The sequence below is a fragment of the Modestobacter sp. SYSU DS0290 genome, assembly GCF_054050955.1.
On the sequence record NZ_JBJHAI010000003.1, the window covers coordinates 163,454 to 178,995 of the forward strand.

21 protein-coding genes are annotated in these 15,542 nt (G+C 75.0%); 13 read left to right on the plus strand and 8 right to left on the minus strand.

What is annotated here, in order from left to right; all coding sequences use genetic code 11:
* Positions 1-131 precede the first annotated feature (131 nt).
* The 3 genes from ACI795_RS05300 (at position 132) to ACI795_RS05310 (ending at position 2,420) form a co-directional block, all read left to right on the plus strand.
* Entirely contained in the window at positions 132-722 is a 591-nt protein-coding gene (locus tag ACI795_RS05300) for a hypothetical protein (RefSeq protein ID WP_457074174.1), read from the plus strand.
* A gap of 47 nt (positions 723-769) precedes the next feature.
* Positions 770-1,876 (plus strand): alkene reductase, encoded by a 1,107-nt coding sequence (locus ACI795_RS05305; protein ID WP_457074175.1) that lies wholly within the window; start codon positions 770-772, stop codon positions 1,874-1,876.
* A 145-nt stretch (positions 1,877-2,021) separates the two neighbouring features.
* Positions 2,022-2,420 carry a hypothetical protein gene (locus ACI795_RS05310; RefSeq protein ID WP_457074176.1) on the plus strand — a complete coding sequence of 133 codons (399 nt, stop codon included), beginning with the start codon at positions 2,022-2,024 and terminating at the stop codon, positions 2,418-2,420.
* 139 nt (positions 2,421-2,559) lie between these two features.
* Here the strand turns inward: ACI795_RS05310 and ACI795_RS05315 are convergent, their stop codons facing one another.
* The gene (locus ACI795_RS05315; protein WP_457074177.1) at positions 2,560-3,222 is read right to left on the minus strand and encodes a response regulator transcription factor; all 663 of its coding nucleotides are present in this window, start codon (positions 3,220-3,222) and stop codon (positions 2,560-2,562) included.
* The gene (locus ACI795_RS05320) at positions 3,219-4,289 is read right to left on the minus strand and encodes a sensor histidine kinase (RefSeq protein ID WP_457074221.1); all 1,071 of its coding nucleotides are present in this window, start codon (positions 4,287-4,289) and stop codon (positions 3,219-3,221) included. Before ACI795_RS05320 ends, ACI795_RS05315 begins: the two co-directional genes overlap by 4 nt.
* Positions 4,290-4,553: 264 nt before the next feature.
* Here ACI795_RS05320 and ACI795_RS05325 point away from each other — a divergent pair, with 264 nt between their 5' ends.
* Together ACI795_RS05325 and ACI795_RS05330 are read left to right on the plus strand one after the other, a co-directional pair.
* Positions 4,554-5,456, plus strand: coding sequence for an ABC transporter ATP-binding protein (locus ACI795_RS05325; protein WP_457074178.1), 903 nt, complete (start codon positions 4,554-4,556; stop codon positions 5,454-5,456).
* Positions 5,457-5,467: 11 nt separating this feature from the next.
* A complete protein-coding gene (locus tag ACI795_RS05330; protein ID WP_457074179.1) occupies positions 5,468-6,241 on the plus strand; it encodes a hypothetical protein in 774 nt (257 codons plus the stop codon).
* Between the two features lie 79 nt (positions 6,242-6,320).
* Here ACI795_RS05330 and ACI795_RS05335 read toward each other — a convergent pair whose 3' ends face one another.
* A complete protein-coding gene (locus ACI795_RS05335) occupies positions 6,321-6,995 on the minus strand; it encodes a DUF2306 domain-containing protein (protein WP_457074180.1) in 675 nt (224 codons plus the stop codon).
* A 93-nt stretch (positions 6,996-7,088) separates the two neighbouring features.
* Here ACI795_RS05335 and ACI795_RS05340 point away from each other — a divergent pair, with 93 nt between their 5' ends.
* A complete protein-coding gene (locus ACI795_RS05340; protein WP_457074181.1) occupies positions 7,089-7,787 on the plus strand; it encodes a TetR/AcrR family transcriptional regulator in 699 nt (232 codons plus the stop codon).
* A 2-nt stretch (positions 7,788-7,789) separates the two neighbouring features.
* Here the strand turns inward: ACI795_RS05340 and ACI795_RS05345 are convergent, their stop codons facing one another.
* Positions 7,790-8,428, minus strand: a complete 639-nt coding sequence (locus tag ACI795_RS05345; protein WP_457074182.1) for a TetR/AcrR family transcriptional regulator — start codon at positions 8,426-8,428, stop codon at positions 7,790-7,792.
* Positions 8,429-8,508: 80 nt separating this feature from the next.
* Between ACI795_RS05345 and ACI795_RS05350 the strand changes: the two genes are divergently transcribed.
* Positions 8,509-8,916, plus strand: a complete 408-nt coding sequence (locus ACI795_RS05350; protein WP_457074183.1) for a RidA family protein — start codon at positions 8,509-8,511, stop codon at positions 8,914-8,916.
* Between the two features lie 75 nt (positions 8,917-8,991).
* Here ACI795_RS05350 and ACI795_RS05355 read toward each other — a convergent pair whose 3' ends face one another.
* Both ACI795_RS05355 and ACI795_RS05360 read right to left on the minus strand, forming a co-directional pair.
* Positions 8,992-9,282: a hypothetical protein gene (locus tag ACI795_RS05355; RefSeq protein ID WP_457074184.1), complete on the minus strand. Its 291-nt coding sequence runs from the start codon at positions 9,280-9,282 to the stop codon at positions 8,992-8,994.
* 114 nt (positions 9,283-9,396) lie between these two features.
* Positions 9,397-10,428 (minus strand): aldo/keto reductase, encoded by a 1,032-nt coding sequence (locus ACI795_RS05360; RefSeq protein ID WP_457074185.1) that lies wholly within the window; start codon positions 10,426-10,428, stop codon positions 9,397-9,399.
* Between the two features lie 89 nt (positions 10,429-10,517).
* On the opposite strand from ACI795_RS05360, the gene ACI795_RS05365 reads away from it, so the two are divergent.
* Positions 10,518-11,069, plus strand: coding sequence for a TetR/AcrR family transcriptional regulator (locus ACI795_RS05365; RefSeq protein ID WP_457074186.1), 552 nt, complete (start codon positions 10,518-10,520; stop codon positions 11,067-11,069).
* 15 nt (positions 11,070-11,084) lie between these two features.
* On the opposite strand, the gene ACI795_RS05370 is transcribed toward ACI795_RS05365, so the two are convergent.
* Positions 11,085-11,969, minus strand: coding sequence for a helix-turn-helix domain-containing protein (locus ACI795_RS05370; protein ID WP_457074188.1), 885 nt, complete (start codon positions 11,967-11,969; stop codon positions 11,085-11,087).
* Positions 11,970-12,110: 141 nt separating this feature from the next.
* Here ACI795_RS05370 and ACI795_RS05375 point away from each other — a divergent pair, with 141 nt between their 5' ends.
* Together ACI795_RS05375 and ACI795_RS05380 are read left to right on the plus strand one after the other, a co-directional pair.
* Positions 12,111-12,851 carry an SDR family oxidoreductase gene (locus tag ACI795_RS05375; RefSeq protein ID WP_457074189.1) on the plus strand — a complete coding sequence of 247 codons (741 nt, stop codon included), beginning with the start codon at positions 12,111-12,113 and terminating at the stop codon, positions 12,849-12,851.
* A gap of 58 nt (positions 12,852-12,909) precedes the next feature.
* Positions 12,910-13,116 carry a tautomerase family protein gene (locus ACI795_RS05380; RefSeq protein WP_457074190.1) on the plus strand — a complete coding sequence of 69 codons (207 nt, stop codon included), beginning with the start codon at positions 12,910-12,912 and terminating at the stop codon, positions 13,114-13,116.
* Between the two features lie 56 nt (positions 13,117-13,172).
* On the opposite strand, the gene ACI795_RS05385 is transcribed toward ACI795_RS05380, so the two are convergent.
* On the minus strand, positions 13,173-13,712 hold the full coding sequence (locus tag ACI795_RS05385; RefSeq protein WP_457074191.1) for a CGNR zinc finger domain-containing protein: 540 nt from the start codon (positions 13,710-13,712) through the stop codon (positions 13,173-13,175).
* A gap of 93 nt (positions 13,713-13,805) precedes the next feature.
* Here ACI795_RS05385 and ACI795_RS05390 point away from each other — a divergent pair, with 93 nt between their 5' ends.
* The 3 genes from ACI795_RS05390 to ACI795_RS05400 all read left to right on the plus strand — a co-directional run bounded on the left by ACI795_RS05390 (position 13,806) and on the right by ACI795_RS05400 (position 15,537).
* On the plus strand, positions 13,806-14,681 hold the full coding sequence (locus tag ACI795_RS05390) for an alpha/beta fold hydrolase (protein WP_457074192.1): 876 nt from the start codon (positions 13,806-13,808) through the stop codon (positions 14,679-14,681).
* A 97-nt stretch (positions 14,682-14,778) separates the two neighbouring features.
* The gene (locus tag ACI795_RS05395) at positions 14,779-14,997 is read left to right on the plus strand and encodes a hypothetical protein (protein ID WP_457074193.1); all 219 of its coding nucleotides are present in this window, start codon (positions 14,779-14,781) and stop codon (positions 14,995-14,997) included.
* Positions 14,998-15,081: 84 nt separating this feature from the next.
* Positions 15,082-15,537, plus strand: coding sequence for a hypothetical protein (locus ACI795_RS05400; RefSeq protein ID WP_457074194.1), 456 nt, complete (start codon positions 15,082-15,084; stop codon positions 15,535-15,537).
* Positions 15,538-15,542 lie beyond the last annotated feature (5 nt).

Below are 15,542 nucleotides of genomic sequence, written 5' to 3' on the forward strand. Positions count from 1 at the left end.
GGACGTCTGGCAGACGGCAGCACCGGGCGGGTGCTCGCTGTTCCGGGTGAGGCGCGATCCCCGTTGCTCAAGCCGGCGGCCCGGCGTGCCGACCTGTCGCAGGGGACGTCCCCCGCGACAGGAGGAACACGGTGCAGACGGCAGGAGCCCTGGAGTTCGGTGCGCTGACGGCGCAGGAGCTGGAGAGGTGCACGGCGACCGCGGATCCGTCCGCGGTGCGGCTGCCCGCCGACCACCCGCACCACGACGGGGCCACGATCGTGCTGACCCGGTCCGACGCCGCCGCCAGCGACGCGGTCCGCCGCAACGCAGGCAGGCTGGCCCAGCGCTGGTCGGCCGGGGCGGACCCGGTCCGGACGGCGGGGGCGGCGGCCGGGCTGCTGGTCAGCGGCGCCGCGCTCACCCTCGCTGCCCGCGACGACGCGACCGGCGTGGCCGCCGGCCTGCTGGCGCTCGCCGTCGTGGGCTTCCTCCTCGCCCTCGCCGCCCAGGTCCGCAGCGGGCGACGTCACCGAGCCGGGGCGGCGGCGCTGGCCGCGCTCGCCGCCGAGCCCGGGGTGCTCGCGGCAGCGCCGGCTGCTCCGGTCCCCGTGCCCCTCCCGGTCACGCGCCCCGTCCCCGCCGCGCCGGCCGCCGGCAGGCGGCCCCGGGCGATCGCGCTCGCCGTCGTCGGTGGTGCGGTCCTGCTCGTCGGTGCGGGAGCGCAGCTGCGGCGCCGCTGACCGGGAGTGAGCCTCGCCGCAGTCGGCCCGGGACCGGAATGGTCGCCGTGCGCAACCACCTTGTGCCCGGCATGGACCTGTTCTCCCCCGTGACGCTCGGCGACGTCGAGCTCGCCAACCGCGTCGTGATGGCCCCGCTGACCCGCATGCGCGCCGGCGCCTCCGGCGTCCCGAACGACCTGCTCGTCGAGCACTACGCCCAGCGCGCCTCGATCGGCCTGATCATCACCGAGGGCACCTACCCGCGCTTCGAGTCGCAGGCGTTCGTCGGCCAGCCCGGCATCGTCACCGAGGAGCAGGCCGCCGGCTGGGCGCGCGTCGCCGAGGCGGTGCACGCCCGCGGCGGGAAGATCGTGATGCAGCTGATGCACGGCGGGCGGGTCACCCACCCCGACGTGAACGGCGGCCGCCGGGTCGAGGCGCCGAGCGCCATCGCGATCGACGGCGCGGGGCACACGGAGAAGGGCAAGCAGCCCTACCCGGTGCCGCACGCCCTCACCACCGAGGAGGCCGCGCAGGTCCGCGACGACTTCGTCGCCGCCGCCCGGCGGGCCGTCGCGGCCGGCCTGGACGGCGTGGAGGTGCACGGCGCCAACGGCTACCTGCTGCACGAGTTCCTCTCGCCGGCGTCGAACCAGCGCGACGACGTCTACGGTGGCTCGCCGGCGAACCGCGCCCGCTTCGTCGTCGAGGTGGTCACCGCCGTCGCCGAGGCGGTCGGTGCCGGCAAGGTCGGCCTGCGGATCTCCCCGGAGCACAACATCCAGGACGCCCTGGAGACCGACCGGGACGACGTCCTGGCCACCTACGGCACCCTGGTCGACCAGCTGGCGCCGCTGGGCCTGGCCTACCTGTCGATCCTGCACGCCGAGCCCGCCGGTGACCTGGTGCAGGAGCTGCGCCGCCGGTTCGGCGGGCCGCTGGTCGCCAACAGCGGCTTCGGCACCGTGACCACCCGCGCCGAGGCGGTCGCCCTGATCGAGGCCGCGCACGCCGAGGCCGTCGCCGTCGGTCGTGCCGCGATCGCCAACCCCGACCTGGTCCAGCGCTGGCAGGGCGAGCACCCGGAGAACGAGCCGAACGCGGCGCTGTTCTACGCGGCCGGCGCCGAGGGGTACACCGACTACCCGACCCTGCAGCTCAGCCAGAGCTGATCCCCGCCGTCGTGCGCCGGTCGTCGGAAGTCCGACGAGGAACCGACGACCGGCGTACGACGGCGACCGGGGGTCCACCGCGGGGCGGCCGGGACCTGACAGGCTGTCGGCCGTCCGTCCCCGGTGATCGAGAGGGGCAGTCGCGATGGCGCGCAGCCCGTACTTCCGCATGAGCCGGCGCACCGACCACCTGCTGACCGGCGGAGGGCTCGCGGTGGGGGGTGTCGCACTGCTGGCCTGGGGCACCGCCGAGGGCGTGCTGACGGCGGCCCGGACGGCCGGCGCCCTGCTGCTGCTCGCGGCCGGCGTGCTGCTCGTCGTCTCCGGGGTACGGGGCCCGCTCCGGGCCGACGGGTCGACGGCGCCCTGGTACCGCAACCGGACGACGTTCGGCCTGCTCCTGCTGCTGATGAGCGTCGAGCTGGCGCTGTGGAGCGTGGGTATGCCCGACCGCGCCGGCCGGTTGGGCGCCGCGACCGGGTTCCTCGTGGTGGGGGCGGTGTTGGTGATCCGCGGCGTCCGGTCCCGGCGGTCCACCGACTGACCGGCGTCGACCGGGACGTCGGCCGCGGCGGGCCGGCCGAACGGCATGCCCCGGCCGCTCCTCCCGCTCACGCACGGTGGCGGGCGACGGTCACGGACCAACCGTCCAGTTGCGGTGACCACTCCGCAGGAGTCGCGGGTCAGGGCTCCAGCAGGCCGGCCTCGTGGGCGAGGATCGCCGCCTGGGTGCGGTTGGTCAGGTCGAGCTTGGCCAGCAGCCGGGAGACGTAGGTCTTCACCGTCGCCTCGCTCACGAACAGCCGGCCGGCCAGCTCGGCGTTGGAGTCGCCGCTGCCCAGCAGCGCCAGCACCTCGCGCTCCCGGTCGGTCAGCGTGCTGACCCGACGCAGCGCCGCAGCCCGCCGGGGCGCGGTCCGGCGGTGCACGTACGAGTCGATCAGCGTCGCGGTCACCGCCGGGGAGAGGGTCGCCGTCCCGTCGGCGACCGCCCGGACCGCGGCGGCGATCTCCCGGGGCGGGGTGTCCTTGAGCAGGAAGCCGGCCGCACCGGCGGCGAGCGCGGCGTACACGTACTCGTCCTGGTGGAAGGTGGTGAGCACGGCGACCTGCGGTGGCTGCGGCAGCGCCAGCAGCTGCTCGGTGGCGGCCAGCCCGTCGAGCACCGGCATCCGGACGTCAATCAGCACCACGTCGGGCCGCAGCTCCCGGGCCGCCCGCACCGCCGCGGCGCCGTCCCCGGCCTCCCCGACCACCTCGAACCCGCCGGAGGACTCCAGCACGGTGCGCAGGCCGAACCGCACCAGCTCCTCGTCGTCCACGAGCAGCACCCGGACGTCGCTCATGTCGGCAGCACCGCGTCGACGCTGAAGCCGCCGTCCAGCCGGGGTTCGGCCGTGATCCGGCCGCCGAGGGTGCGCACCCGCTCACCCAACCCCACCAGCCCGTAGCCGTCACCGGGCACCGGCTGCGGTGGGCGGGTCGGGGGGCCGTTGACCACCCGCAGGCGCAGCTCGTCCGGGCCGTGCTCGACGGTGAGCTGCACCCGGGCGCCGGGGGCGTGCTTGCCGGCGTTGGTCAGCGCCTCCTGCGCGATCCGGTAGGCGGCCCGGCCCACCGCGGGGTCGACGGCGGGCCGTTCCGAGGCGAGGTCGGCGGGGTCGGCCAGGGCGACGTCCATCCCCGCCTCGCGCGCCTGGTCGACCAGCCGGGGCAGGTCCTCCAGGCCCGGCTGCGGGCCCAGGGGTGCGTCCTCGTCGACGTCCCCGGCGCGGAGCACGCCGACCATCTGACGCAGCTCGACCAGTGCGCGCCGCCCGGCGGTCTGCACCTGCCCGGCCAGCTGCTCGACCCGGTCGGCGTCGCGCGCGGCCAGCTCGATCGCGCCGGCCTGGAGCACCATCAGGCTCACCCGGTGCCCGACGGCGTCGTGCATCTCCCGCGCGATCCGGGTCCGCTCGAAGAGGACGGCGTCGCGGGCGAGCAGCTCCCGCTCGGCCTCGGCCCGCTCGGCGCGCTCGCGCAGCACCCCCAGCAGCTGCTCGCGGGTTCGCTGCCAGATCCCCAGGGCGGCGGGGAGGGCGACGATCGCCCCGGTGGCGGCGGCGACGACCGTCCAGCCCCCGACCGTGGCCGGGTCCGCGGCGACGGCGATCGCGACGGCCCCACCCATCCCCACCCCACCCCGGACCCACCACGAGTCGCTGTAGCGGCCGACGGCGTAGCTGGCCAGCAGCCAGGGCCCGGTGGGGGAGAAGCCGAGCGCGGCCGACACGGCGCACACCGCGAAGGGGACCGCGGGCTGGGTGCGGCGGAAGACGAACAACCCGAGGGCCATCAGCGCGGTGGCCACGACGACGGCGCCCAGGTCCAGCGACGGGGGCTCGAGGGTGCCGAAGCCGCTGACGATCATCACCACGCCCAGCCCGGCGAGGCCGGCCTCCAGCGCGATGCCGCGGGGGGGTGAGTCCCGGCCAGATGCGCTCGCGGACCCCCATGGGTCGGAGCGTAGGTCCCCTCCGGCGAGCTGCGGGTCACCCGCGGGTCGACTGCCGACGTCCTCTTCCGGATGACCGGGTCGCACCGTCCGGTGCGCAAGACCGCGGCCTCCGGCCGACGCGCTGACCAGTGGGTTCACCGCAGATTGGGGACACCACACCGAACCCCGGAGGCACCCATGATCTCGGTCAGCGGACTGACCAAGCGCTACGGCGCACGCACCGTCGTCGACGACGTCAGCTTCACCCTCGAGCCCGGCACCGTGACCGGCTTCCTCGGCCCGAACGGCGCCGGCAAGACCACCACGATGCGGATGATGACCGGGCTGATCCCGGCGACCGCGGGCACCGCGACGATCGACGGTCGGCCCTACGCCGAGCTGCCCAACCCGGGCGCCGTCGTCGGCGCCCTGCTGGACGCCTCGGCCGTGCACCCCGGCCGCACCGGCCGGGCGCACCTGGGGCTGCACGCCACCGCCGTCGGCGTCGACTCCGGGCGGGTCGACGAGGTGCTGGAGCTCGTCGGCCTCGCCGACGCCGCCCGCCGGCCGGTGGGCGGCTACTCGCTGGGGATGCGGCAGCGGCTCGGCATCGCCGGGGCGCTGCTCGCCGCCCCGCCGGTGCTGGTGTTCGACGAGCCGGCCAACGGGCTGGACCCGGAGGGCATCCGCTGGCTGCGCGGGCTGCTGCGCGGCCACGCGGCGCGCGGCGGAACGGTGCTGCTCTCCTCGCACCTGCTCAGCGAGGTCGAGCACACCGTGGACCGGCTGCTGGTGATCGGTGGCGGGCGGATCGTGGCCGACGGGCCGTTCGGCTCACTGCTGGGCGCCAGCGGCACCGCGGTGCGGTCGGTCGACCCCCGGGGCCTGGCCGACGCGCTGCGAGCCCGGGAGTTCCACGTGGAACGCCAGGCCGACGGCGTGCTGGTCGTGGACGGTGCCGAGCCCGCCACCATCGGCGCCATCGCTGCCGCTGCCGGGGTTGCGCTGATCGACCTGCACCCGGTGCAGCGCGGCCTCGAGGACCTGTTCTTCCAGCTCACGGACGACTCCGGAGCTGCCCCCACCCCCGCTGAGCACTGAGGAGCCCCGACATGACCACGAGCTCGAACACCATGACCCTCGACACTGCCGCTCCGGTACGGCCCGCCGTCCGTCCGACCCGCGCCTCGCTGCCGGCGCTCGTCGGCCTCGAGGTGCGCAAGACCCTGACCACCCGCTCGGGCCGGATGCTCGCCCTCGCCGCCGTGATCGCGGGGCCGGTGGGGATGGTCCTGCTGGAGGCGTCCGACGACGCCTTCCCCTCAGTGGCCGGCCCGTTCGCCGTGGTGGGCCTGATGACCGGCCTGCTGCTGCTGGCCATGGGCGTGCTCAGCACCGCCGGTGAGTGGACCCACCGGACCGCCCAGACCACCTACCTGCTGGTGCCGCAGCGCGGCCGCGTGCTCGCGGCGAAGACCGCGGCGACGGGGCTGCTCGGCGCGGGTCTGACGGCCGTGTCGACGGGCGCGTCGTGGCTGCTCCTCGCCGTGCTGGCCGACCCGAGCGTGTCCTGGGACGGCGCGGTCCAGGCGGCGCTGACCGCGGTTGGTGCCGGCGCCGCCTTCGCGCTGATCGGCGCGGGCGTCGGCGCGGCGACGGCCAACACCCCGGCCGCACTGACCGGGCTGTACCTGACCATGCTCGGCCTGGTGCAGATCATCCGGGCCTGGAGCACCGAGGTGGCCGACGCCGTCGACACGCAGCAGGCGGTGCTCCGGTTCGCCAGCGGCGATGCGGAGGTGGCCTCGCTGCTCACGATGGGTGGCTGGGTGGTCGTCGCGCTGGTCGCGGGCTGGGTGCTCAGCAGGCGGCGTCCCGTGCAGTGACCCCGCACCGGCTGCGGCCGGAGGTCGGGCTCCCCGCCGTTGTGCGCTGACCGTCGGTCCCCTGCGGGGGAACCGACGGTCAGCGCACAACGGCGCGTGCGGCTCCGGGTGCGCGCAGCGCCCGGGACGGCGCGGCGGGCTGGCGTCGGAGCGCCCACTCGACCACGGCCAGGTTGACCACCCAGCCGGCCAGCATTGCCGCCACCCGGCCGCCACCGGCGGGTTCGCCGCCCAGCAGTGCCCAGGGCAGGTGGGTCAGCACCTGGGTACCGGCGCCGAGGCCGATCGCGTAGCCGCGGGCCATCCAGGCACGGTGGTTCGTGATGTCGCGCCGCTGGATGGCCACGAACCCGAGCACGATGCAGCCGGCCATCGCCACGCCGAAGAACAGCCGGATCGGGGTCAGCAGCACGTCGTCGGCCGGGGGGCGTGCATAGAACAGCGTCATCCACACCCCGGACAGTGCGGCGACCAGCCCGGCGGGGATCAGCACGCGCCCGGCGAGCCGGTGCCAGCGGGGCCGGCGCCGGCGGATCCGGGGCACGAACTGGAACGCCCCCAGCAGGGAGTAGACGGTCGCGCTGAGAACGTGCAGCACGACGGGTGCCGGCGAGGTGACGAAGCGGGCGTTGGCCGCGGTCACCTCCGGGTCGCCGGCCAGCTCGGTGACCCGCACCGCACCGGCGAGCACCGGGACGAGGCTGAGCAGGAGGAGCCCTGCCAGGACCCACCACTGCCGACTGCTGGCGCGCACGATGCCTCCCTCGATCGCAGGTGTACGGCGTACACCCGATGCGTGCGACGGTAGGTGTACGCGGTACACCTGTCAACGGGGTACGTTGCCCGGGTGGCTCCTCCGGGGCGGCGCACGCCGCTGAGCACCGACCGTGTGCTGCGCGCCGCGGTCGACCTCGCCGACGCCGAGGGCGTCGACGCGGTGAGCATGCGGCGGCTGGCCACCGAGCTCGGCGTCGTCCCGATGGCGCTCTACAAGCACGTCGCGGGCAAGGACCAGCTGCTCGACGGCATGGTCGACGTCGTCGTCGGGGAGTTCGAGCCGGCCGACCCGGCGCTGGACTGGCGGGCCGCGGTGCGGGCCCGGGTGCTCTCGGCGCGGCGGGCGGTGCTGCGGCACCCGTGGGCCCGGCAGACGATCGAGTCGCGCACCCACCGGACGCCCGCGGTGCTCGGCTACATGGACTCCCTCGCCGGCACGTTCCGCCGCGGCGGGTTCTCGGCCGACCTCACCCATCACGTCATGCACGCGCTGGGCAACCGGATCTGGGGGTTCAGCCCCGAGCTGTTCGACGAGCCGCCCGCCCCGGACGCCGCGCCGCCCACGCCCGAGGAGCAGCAGGCGCTGGCGGCGCGATTCGCCGAGGAGTACCCGCACATCCTGGAGATCGCGGTGGCGGCGACGTCCGGCGACCTGTCCGGGGTCGGCGGGGGGTGCGATGAGCAGTTCGAGTTCGAGTTCGCCCTCGACCTGCTGCTCGACGGCTTCGACCGGCTCCGCGGGCAGGGGTGGACCTCCGCCCGCGGCTGACCTCAGGTGCGGTGTGTCATCTCGTCGTCCGGCGCCGGGCGGTGCCAGCCCTGCGCGACCGAGGCGCCGGCGCGGTCGGGGTCGTCGCCGCAGGCGGTGAAGAGCGCGCCGAGCAGGAACGGGCCGTGGTCGAGGGTCTCCCGCGGCAGTGGGCCGGTGGCGACCAGCGAGACCAGCCCGTGGCCGATGCTCCAGCTCTGGATCGCCAGGTCCAGCGGGACGACGTCGCCCCGGAAGCGCCCGGCGTCCCGGCCCCGGCGGGCGGCCTGCACCAGGTGCTCGAGGGTCGCGTCGGCGGCGGGGAGGTCCTCCAGGTCGACGCTCGCGTCGAACATGACCCGGTAGAGGTCCGGGTGGGAGAGGGCGTGGTCGAGGTACGCCGCGGCCAGGGCGGTCAGGTCGCACACCGGGTCGTCGGTGAGCGGCACCGCCTCCAGCCGGGCGCCCAGGCGGGTGAAGCCCTCCTGGCGCAGTGCCTGCCACAGGCCGTCCATCCCGCCGAAGTGCGTGTAGACGGCCATCGTCGAGACGCCGGTGCCGGCGACCAGGGAGCGCAGCGTGATCGGCTCGCGCGCCCGGAGCATCGCGGCGGCCCGCTCGATCAGCTGGGTGCGGACCGCCGGGTCCTTCGGGCGGGCCATGGGCTGGACAGTACATGCCATAACGTTGCTATGTTGAGCTTGCGCCCGGAGCCGCCGGGCCCTTCGGATGAGGAGTCAGCATGGCGATCACCCTGGTCAACCCGGCCGGTCTGCCGGTGCCCGACGTCTATCACCAGGTCTCGGTGGCGACCGGGTCGAGGCAGGTGTTCGTCGCCGGGCAGGTCGCCGTCGACGCGTCGGGGGCGAAGGTCGGCGTCGGCGACTTCGCCGCCCAGGTCGCCCAGGCCTACCGGAACGCCGGCACCGCGCTGGCCGAGGTGGGTGCGACCTTCGCCGACGTCGCGAAGATGACCGTCTACGTCGTCGACTGGACCCTGGACAAGATGCCCGCCTTCCTCGACGGGGTGGCCCGTGCCTCGGCCGAGCTGGGCGTCACCCCGGCCGCGCCGGCGTCGCTGATCGGCGTCTCGGTGCTCTTCGACCCCGACTTCCTGGTTGAGGTGGAGGTCACCGCCGTCCTCGACTGACGGCGGGGGCGGCGACGACGCGGCCGTGGTCGAGCGCGAGGCGGGGCGTCCACGTGCTCGACCCGGCGGGAGGGATCACTGCCGCGCGCGTTCGATCCGCGTCTCCAGCTGCCGCTTCCGGCGGTGCAGCTGCCACCAGCTCCAGGTGCCGGACACCTGCGTCCGGCCGAGCTCCGCGACGCCGGGCAGGCCCTGCGCCTCGAGGTCCCGGTCGACGTCCGCCGCGTCCGCCGACCCGCGGCCGTCCACCACCTGCTGGGCGGCGCGCACGCGCTGCGACGCGAGAGGGTGGGCGGAGATGCGCGCCTCGACCTGCTGGAGCTCGGCCCGCAGTGCGCTCAGGTCGCGTCGTCTCCCGATGGCCATCTCACGCCCCGCCCGTCGGAGTTCCGTTCACATCGACACCGTAAAGGCGCCGGTGGGCGGTCGGCACCTGCTGGACGACGTGTCGCCGCCTGTGCGCGCACGCCACTCCCCGGCTCAGCGGCGGCGGGCCGCCGGGGTGAGTGCGGGCGTCGTCCACATGTTGTCCCCGACGTTGACCGTGTGGCCGGGCGGGACGATCACGTCGATCCGGTCGAGCACGTCGTCGGAGAGCTCGACGCCGTCGGCGGCCAGGTAGGACTCCAGGTGCTCCATCGTCCGCGGCCCGACGATCGCCGAGGTCACCGCCGGGTGCCGGACGACGAACGCGATGGCCAGCTGCACCAGCGTCAGCCCGGACTCGTCGGCGAGCGCGCCCAGGGCGTCGGCGGCGTCGAGCTTGGCGGCGTTCGCCGGGTTCGCGGCGTCGTAGACCCCGGGGAACCGCTGGGCCCGGCCGACCGAGCCCGGGCCGCTGACCTCCGCGCCCTTGCGGTACTTGCCGGACAGCCAGCCACCGGCCAGCGGGCTGTAGCTGAGCACGCCCATCCCGTACCGCTGGGCGGTGGGCAGGACGTCGGCCTCCACGGCGCGGGTCAGCATCGAGTACGGCGGCTGCTCGGTGCGGAACCGCTCCCGGCCGCGGCGCTCGGCGGTCCACTGCGCCTCGACGATCTCCGACGCGGGCACGGTGGAGGCGCCGAAGGCCCGGATCTTGCCGGCGTGCACCAGGTCGGACAGTGCGCCCAGGGCCTCGTCGACGTCGGTGGCCGGGTCGAGGCGGTGCACCTGGTAGAGGTCGATCCGGTCGGTGCCCAGTCGGCGCAGCGAGTTCTCCACCGCCTGGGTGATCCAGCGGCGTGACATGCCGCGCTGGTTGGGGTCCTGCCCGAACGGCAGGCCGACCTTGGTGGCCAGGACGACGTCGTCGCGCCGGCCGCCGGCCAGGGCCTTGCCGACGACCTCCTCGGACTCGCCGCCGGAGTAGACGTCGGCGGTGTCGATGAAGGTGATGCCGGCGTCGAGGGCGCGGTGGACGATTCGCATCCCCTCGCCGTGATCGGGGTTGCCGACGGCGCCGAGCATCATGGCGCCGAGGCAGAGCTGGCTGACGGACATGCCGGTGCGTCCCAGGGGTCGCTGTTCCACGGTGTGCTCCTCGTCGGGTGGCTAGGCTGTGCCCGAAGCGGACAGCCTGTCCGTTCACCGTAGCGGACACCCTGTCCGGTTAGGAAGCCATGCCGCCGAGACGAGCCGACGCCGAGCGCAACCGGGAGCGGATCCTCGTCGCTGCCCGGGAGGGGTTCGCCGAGCCGGGAGCGCCGTTGTCGATGGCGGAGATCGCCCGCCGCGCCGGCGTGGGGATGGCGACGCTCTACCGGAACTTCCCGGGGCGGCGGGAGCTGCTGGAGGCGCTCTACACCGATCAGGTGGACGCCGTCTGCGCGGCGGCTGGGTCACCGGCGGGCGAGACGCCAGGTGACCGGCTCCTCGCCTGGGTGCACCGGTTCGCCGCGTTCTTCGCCAGCAAGCACCAGATCGCCGCCGAGCTGCTCGCCCAGGCGGAGGGGCCGGGGGCGGTGCTGGACCGCAGCCGCGAGCGGGTGCTGGCTGCCGGGCGGCCGCTGCTGGCCGCTGCCCAGGACGCCGGGGAGGTGCGCGGTGACCTGACGCTGGAGCAGGTGCTCGACATGGTCATCGCGGTCTCCGCGATCCACGGCGACCCCGACTACTCCCGCCCGATCCTGGCGACGGCACTGGACGGCCTGCGCGTCACCAGCGCGCGGTGACGACCGGCCCGGCCATCACGCCGGGGGGCGGCTGACCTGGTCCACCGAGGACTCCTGCGTGCCCGCGGCCAGGTGCTGGCGGCCGATGACCGCCAGCAGCTCCAGCTGGCCGACGGCCGCGCTGCCCGGTGGGGCGGTGAAGAACAGCAGCCGCTGCCGGCCGTCCTCGCTGAACAGCCGCTGGCAGTCCAGCTCCAGCACCCCGAGCGCCGGGTGCACGATCCGCTTGCGCACCGACCGGCGGACGGCGACGTCCCCGGAGTCCCAGAGCGCGGCGAACTCCGCGCTGGCCGCCTGCAACCGGGCGACCAGCTCCGCTGCCTGCGCGTCCTGCCTGCGGCGGGCGAGGGTGGCCCGCAGGTCGGCGGAGAACTCCCGGGAGTGCCGAGGGTGGTCCTCGACCGGGTAGATGCTGCGGCTGGCCGGGTCGGTGAACCAGCGGTACACGAAGCTCGCCTCGAGCCCGGCGGCCGGCCCGGGGTCGCCGAGCAGTGCCGCACCCAGCCGGTTCTGGGCGAGCGTCTCGTCCAGGTCGCTGATGATCCGCGCCGGCGTGCTGTCCAGCCGGTCCAGCAGCGCCAGCATCCCCGGCTGGACGTGCTCGGTGCCGGGACCGGTCGGCTGCACCGGCAGGCCGGCCAGGTGGAACAGGTGGTCGTGCTCGTCCGCGCTCAGTCGCAGCGCCCGCGCCAGCGCGGTGAGCATCTGCGCCGAGGGGTGGGCGCCCTTCCCCTGCTCGAGCTCGGTGTAGTACTCCACCGACGCCCCGGCCAGCGCGGACACCTCGTCCCGGCGCAGCCCGGGCACCCGTCGCCGGGGCCCGGTGGGCAGGCCGACGTCCGCCGGCCGGATGCGCGCCCGCCGCGAGGCGAGGAAGGCGCCGAGCTCTGCTGCGTCCACGTCCTCAGTGTCGGCACCCGGGGACCGGACAGCCAGGGGTCGTCATCCCCCGGGTGAGCGGCGCCTGGTTGCCCGTCGCCGGTCGGCCCACGGTGGTCGCAGTGCCGGTCCACCCGACCGGCAGGGAGGGAGAGGACCACCATGACCGAGAGCACTCCGCGCGTCGCCGTCGTCACCGGAGGATCCCGTGGCATCGGCCGCGCCGTCGTCCGCCGGCTGACCGCCGACGGGTTCGCCGTCGTCGCCGGCTACGCCGGGCGCACGGCCGATGCCGAGTCCGTCGTCGCCGAGGTGCGGCAGGCCGGCGGGCAGGCGATCGCCGTGCAGGCGGACGTCGCCGACGAGGCCGCCGTCGCCGCCGCGTTCGGCACCGCCGAGGAGAACTTCGGCGGTGTCGACGTCGTCGTGCACGCCGCCGGCCGGATGGCGCTGGCCCCGGTGGCCGAGCTGGACCTCGCCGACTTCGACGCCATCCACCGCACCAACGTCCGCGGCAGCTTCGTCGTCGCCCAGCAGGCCGCCCGCCGGCTCCGGGCCGGGGGTGCTCTGGTGCTGTTCTCCACCTCGGTCGTCGGCCGGCCACTGCCCGGCTATGGCGCCTACGCGGCGAGCAAGGGAGCGGTCGAGGCGCTCACCGCGGTGTTGGCCAAGGAGTGGCGCGGACGGGGCGTCACGGTCAACGCCGTCGCCCCCGGCCCGGTCGCCACCGACCTGTTCCTGCACGGCAAGAGCGAAGAGCTGCTCGCCCGGCTGGCTGCCGAGCCGCCGATGGAGCGGCTGGGGACGCCGGACGACGTCGCCCGGGTGGTCTCCTTCCTCGCCGGTTCCGATGGTCGCTGGGTGCACGGGCAGGTGTTGCGCGTCAACGGCGGGCTGGTCTGACCCGCCCCGCCCCGATAAGTCCACCCGAGAAACCCACCCCACGAAAGAGGAGAGTCCCGTGCCGTTCGCCAACCTCAAGGTCCCCGCCGACACCCTCACGCCCGAGTCGAAGCAGAAGCTCATCGACGCCGTCACCGACGCCTACGCCGACGTGTACGGCGAGCGGGCCCGTGCCACGACCCTCGTGCTCGTCGACGAGGTGGTCGAGGGCGGCTGGGGGCTGGGCGGTCAGGTGCTGACCGCCGAGATGCTCGGCCGCAGCTGACCGGCCGGGGGGGGGGGGGGGGGGGGGGGCCCCCCCCCCCCCCCCCCCCCCGCCGGTCAGCCCCTCGGCCCGCCGGCCGAGGCGTCGGCGCGGGTGCGCTCGTGGTGCCGGCGGGCCTTCATCCGGTTGCCGCAGGTGGCCATCGAGCACCAGCGGGCCCGGTTCGGCTTGCTGTGATCGATGAGGAACAGGGCGCACTCGTCGTTGGCGCACGGCCGGAGCCGCCCGGGGTGGGTGCGCTGCACCTCGTTCCACGCCAGCAGGGCGCGCACCGCCAGGCCCCGGGCCGGCGGCACGTCGGTGAGACCCCAGCTGACGCCGGCGTCCCCGACGGTGGGTGCCAGCCGGACGCCGGACAGCAGCGGCGTCAGCGACCCGGCCGGCTCCTCCCCGCGAGCGACGGCCTGGAGCGCGTCGCGGGCGATGCGGGTCGCGTCCTGCTCGGCCGCCGATCCGTCGCCGCCGTGGTCCCGCAGCCACGCCCTGCCCGGTTCGCCGGCCAGTAGGTCCTGCCGGGCGCCGTCGACGACCGGGGTCGTGTTCAGCAGCTCGAGCAGGAAGGCCTCGTCGGCCGGCGAGAGATCCGTCGGGTGCACCTAACCTCCCTGAGTCGGTTGACAGGTTACACACGGGCCTGCCATGTTCCTAACCACCAACAGCACTCAGAGGGGTTAGGCATCATGGATCACGTGCACCACCGGACCGCCGTCGTCGACGGGCGGCAGCTCTTCTACCGCGAGGCGGGTCCGGCCGACGCCCCGGTCGTCGTCCTGCTGCACGGCTACCCGACCAGCTCGTTCATGTTCCGCGAGCTGATCCCGCAGCTGGCCGACCGTCACCGGGTGATCGCGCCGGACATGCTCGGCTTCGGGCTGTCCGACGCGCCGCCGGTCACGGAGTTCGACTACACCTTCGATGCACTGGCCGACCTGACCGCCGGTCTGCTGCGCGAGCTGGGAGTGACGCGGTACGCCGTCTACGTCCAGGACTACGGCGCCCCGGTCGGCTGGCGGCTGGCGCTGCGCGACCCGGAGGCGATCACCGCGATCGTCACCCAGAACGGCAACGGCTACGACGCCGGCTTCGTCGACGGTTTCTGGGCGCCGGTCTGGGACTACGCGCGGGACCCGAACCCGGCCACCGAGGCGGCGATCCGGACCGCGCTGAGCCTCGACGCGATCCGCTGGCAGTACCTGCACGGGGTCGCCGACGAGACCGTGGTCAGCCCGGACACCTGGCACCACGACTCCGCGCTGGTGTCGCGCCCCGGCAACGACCTCGTCCAGCTGGCGCTGTTCCGCAATTACCGCACGAACCCGCCGCTGTACCCGGCGCTCCACCGGTACCTGCGGGACAGCCGGGTGCCCGTGCTCGCGGTGTGGGGGCGGAACGACGAGATCTTCGGCCCGGACGGGGCGCGCGCCTTCGCGCAGGACGCCGTCGACGCCGAGGTCCACCTGCTCGACGGCGGGCACTTCCTGCTGGAGAGCGCCGGTGGCCGGGTCGCAGAGCTGATCCGCGACTTCCTCGGCCGGCGGCTCAGCAGCGCCGGTCCGTCGCGCTGAGGCCGGCCAGCAGTCCGGCGGCGACCGCGCCGATGCCGAGCCACACCAGCGGTCCGGCGAGTACGACCGGCACCTGCCCCAGGCGCGGGTGACCGGCGTGGCGGCCGGGCTGCACGTGCTGATCACGTTCCCCGGCTCGGGCGCCGACGACGTCGAGCTGGCCGGGTCCATCCGGGATGCAGGGGTCGTCGCGCACCCGCTGTCGTGGCACCGGATGGCCCCCGGCCGCCCCGGTCTGGTCCTCGGCTACGCCGCGAACACCCCCGACCGGCTGCGCACCGCGGTCGACCGCATGGCGGCCGCGCTCCACCGCTGACGGGCGGCGAGGACGTCCGCCGAGATGGCGGTCACCGGGGTGATCGCACCCCTCGGGGGATCCTCCTGTGACTACGGTCGGGCCATGTCACGGACCTCGAGGACAACGGCTGCTCCCCTCGCCGCGACCGTGCTCGCCATCGCCGGCTGCAGCAGCTCTGCCGCGCCCGAGCTGGCCGTGTTCGACCGGCCCGCGACGGCGGAGGACGCCGTTCCCGACGGCGTCGACCTCCATCAGGAGCTGGGCGAGACCCGCTACATCGGGGAGGTGCAGGGCGCCCGCGTATACGCCGCGCAGGGGCCGGCCGACCGCCCGTGGTGCGTCGTCGCCCTGACCGGCACCGTCGAGGACGGGCACTGGGTGGCCGGCTCGTCGTGCGCGAACGACGCGGACTTCGGCCAGCGGGGGGTCTGGGTCGGGGTCGGCGGAGCAGAGGTCGAGGGCGGCACCGCACTGCTGCTCCCGGACGACTTCTCCGGGGAGCTGCAGGACCGCTGGCAGGTCGCCGGGCCGAACCTGGGCGAACCCGCCGAGTCGTAGGCGTG